A 3343-nucleotide genomic window follows, 5' to 3' on the forward strand; every position below is an offset into this window, starting at 1 on the left:
GCTCTTCGGCTTCCCCAAGTGAGGCGGGCGTAGCGAAATCGGTGACAGGAGAACGGCAATGACGTCGACAGTCGAAGCGGGCGATCAGGTCGTCGCGCTGGCCTTCGGAATGCGGGACCTCGTGCGGGCCGAGGCCGCCGAATCCGAGCGGATCCGCACCCTCACCGGCTCGATTGTCGACGAAATGTGGGCTACCGGACTGATGTCGGCCTTCAATCCTGTCCCGGCCGGCGGCGTTGAACCATCGTTCGCCCAGATGATTGAGACGTGGATCGAAATGGCTTGGCAAGACGGCTCTTTCGGCTGGATCGGAATCGCCAACCTTCCGTCGTCGTTCGCGGCCGCGGCGTATCTGTCCGACGAAGGTTTCGCGGAGGTCTTCACTGCGCACGACAACCACGTCACGATGGGTGGCCAATTCTTCCCCAACGGACAGGGGTCGGTGGTGGACGGCGGCTACCGGCTGAGCGGATCGTGGAGTTTCGGCTCAGGCATTGGTCATTCGCAATACATCGCTGCGGGATTCCTGCCAATGGACAACGGCGAGATGCGTTGGATCAGCGAAGGAGTCCCCGATATGCAGGTGGCGGTGATTCCGCGCGACGACATCTCGTTCAACGATGGCTGGCATGTCCAGGGGCTCAAGGGGACTGGCTCGTATGACTACAGCGCCGACGATGTGTTCGTGCCCCATCAACGGACCTTTCCGCTCTTCGCCCGCCAGCCCCGCCGGGGTACTTCACCGGCCACCCGCATGGGGCTGATGCCCGTGACCGCTGCCGGTCACGCATCCTGGGCACTCGGGGTCGCCAAGAGCATGCTCGACGATGTCCAGGAACTCGCCGCGACGAAGTTCCGGATGAGTGACATGGCGTCGTTGGCCAGCCGCCCGACGTTCCAGAAAGGACTCGCGCACCACGTATCTGGCTGGCGCGCCGCGCGTCTTCTGGTGCTCGACGCGTTCACGACCGCCGAGAATGCGGTCGCCGCAGGCAACGAGCTCACCCCAGCCTTGCGGGCCGACATGCGCGCCGCCGCTGTCTACGCCACCGACGTGGCGCGAAGCTGCGCCGAATGGGCCCACTTGGTCGCAGGCACGAGCGCGATCCGCGAGGGCACTCGCCTCGAACGTGCATTCCGCGATATGTACACCGGAACCCAGCACGCCTTCATCAGTGAGAAGGTGGCCATCGACGCGGCGCAGATCTGGCTCGGCGTTATCGAGGACCAGTTCGGGCTGTAAGAGGCATCAATCCGCGCCCTTGCCGTTGTCGACGCGGTACACCGCTCCGTGGATCGCCGCGGCGTCGTCACTGGCGAGAAATGCGATCGCCTTGGCGACGTCGGCGGCCTCCATGAACCCGCGCGGGGAGGCGATGCGCATGATCAGATCCCAGTCCGCGTTGTCCGGTGCGCTGAACTCCGTCGCCTGCGGCGTCGCCATTCCGCCGGGGCAGAGGGCGTTCACGCGGATCCTCTCCTTGGTGTACTCGACCGCCAGCGCGCGCGTCAGCCCAACCAGTCCGTGCTTGGCCGCGCAGTACCCCGCCGAGTAGACCTCACCCTCCACGCCCGCGATGGAGGTGACGTTGACGATGTTGCCGGCACTTTCGAGAAGGTGCGGCAATGCGGCGCGACACAGATAGAACGGCCCGTTGAGATTCACCGCGAGGTCGCGGTCCCACTCTTCATCGGTCATCGTCGTCGTGTGGCGCATCTGGTGGAAGCCCGCCACATTGACCAGAATGTCGAGCCGGCCGAACTCGGCGACACACTGCGCGACGGCATCCCGGCACGCCGCCGCAGTGGTGATGTCCACCGACGCGTACTTGCCGCCCGGCACCGCCTCGAACACCGAGGCCATCCGCTCGGCGTCGCGTGCTATGCCGAATACCGACGCCCCCCGATCCGCGAAGAGCTGCGCAACCGCCGCGCCCAATCCCGACGATGCACCCGTGACCAATGCGACCTTGTCGCTGAGCTGACTCATGGCAAGACTTTCTCATGGCGCGCCTACGGCTCACGCCGCGGCGCGTGGGCGTGCCGGAGGGACAGCTGCCAACAGCGCCTGCGTGTACGGGTGTTCGGGTGCGGCGAACAGCTCCGCGGCAGGGCGGTACTCCACCGCCTCACCGTCACGCATCACCAGCACGTCGTGGCTAATCCGCTGGATGACTGCCAGGTCGTGGGCGATGAACAGATAGGTCAGACGAAGGTCGCGCTGCAGTTCGGCGAGGAGGTCCAATACCCGCGCCTGTACCGAAACATCCAGCGACGCAGTCGACTCATCGAGAATCAACAGGTCCGGTTCTGCCGCTAGCGCCCGCGCGATGCTCACCCGCTGGCGCTGCCCGCCCGAAAGCTCATGGGGGTAGCGCGAAGCGAACGATGCAGGCAGTCCGACGAGTTCGAGTAGCTCCGCTACCCGCGTCTCACGCGCCCGCCTGCCCTTCGCGAGGCGGTGCACAACCAGCGGCTCGCCGATCGAGACACCAACCCGCATACGGGAATTGAGCGACGAGAACGGATCCTGGAACACCAGGCCGACTTTCCTGCGCAGCGCCTTCTCGGCGGCTCCGCGCACACCGAACACGTCGGCCCCGTCCAGTGCCGCCGTACCGGCGTTCGGTTTGACCAGTCCGGTCAGCGCCGCCGCGACGGTCGACTTTCCCGAGCCCGATTCGCCGACCAGGCCCAGCGTTGTGGCTCGCCGGATCTGAAACGACAGGTTTTTCACCGCATGCACGCTCGATCTGCCGACTGGCGTCGTCACCGGAAACCGCACGTCGAGTCCGTCGACTTGCAGCAGCACCGGGCTGTCATCGGCGGCGGGCGCTGGGATGGAATCTCCCAGCAATGGCCGCGCCTGCAGAAGCTGGCGCGTGTATGAATGCTCCGGCCTGTCGAACACGTCCAGGATGGGCGCCTGTTCGACGGCTTCGCCCTGTGACAGCACCGTCACATCGTCGGCGACCTGGCCGATGACGCCGAGGTCGTGGCTCACCCACACCACCGCGGTACCGAAATCCCGCTGCAGATCACGCACCAGCTCGATGATCTGCGCCTGCGTCGTCACGTCAAGGGAAGTGGTCGGCTCGTCGGCGATCAGCAGCTCGGGATCGCATGCCAGCGCGATCGCGATCATCACTCGCTGCCGCTGGCCGCCCGACAGCTGGTGCGGGTAGGCGTGCAGTCGCGTCGGCGGGTCGGGCAAGCCCACCGCTTCGAGTAACTCGATGACGCGCGTGGTCGCCTGCCGCCGGGTCATGTTGCGGTGTGTCTCAAGCGATTCCGTGATCTGTCGTTCCAGCGTGAGCAGGGGGTTCAGCGACGTGCCGGGATC

Annotated in this window: 3 protein-coding genes; 1 reads left to right on the forward strand and 2 read right to left on the reverse strand. The window is 65.8% G+C overall.

Annotation, left to right across the window (positions count from 1 at the left end; translation table 11 throughout):
* Nucleotides 1-58 precede the first annotated feature (58 nt).
* On the forward strand, nucleotides 59-1243 hold the full coding sequence (locus VFH65_RS23595) for an acyl-CoA dehydrogenase family protein (protein ID WP_353324723.1): 1185 nt from the start codon (nucleotides 59-61) through the stop codon (nucleotides 1241-1243).
* 6 nt (nucleotides 1244-1249) lie between these two features.
* Here the strand turns inward: VFH65_RS23595 and VFH65_RS23600 are convergent, their stop codons facing one another.
* Nucleotides 1250-1990 (reverse strand): SDR family NAD(P)-dependent oxidoreductase, encoded by a 741-nt coding sequence (locus VFH65_RS23600; protein ID WP_353324725.1) that lies wholly within the window; start codon nucleotides 1988-1990, stop codon nucleotides 1250-1252.
* Nucleotides 1991-2020: 30 nt separating this feature from the next.
* On the reverse strand, nucleotides 2021-3343 hold a 1323-nt coding region (locus VFH65_RS23605; protein WP_353324727.1), incomplete at its 5' end, for an ABC transporter ATP-binding protein.

It is taken from the genome of Mycobacterium sp., from assembly GCF_035697385.1.
In the GTDB taxonomy this organism is placed as follows: Bacteria; Actinomycetota; Actinomycetes; order Mycobacteriales; family Mycobacteriaceae; genus Mycobacterium.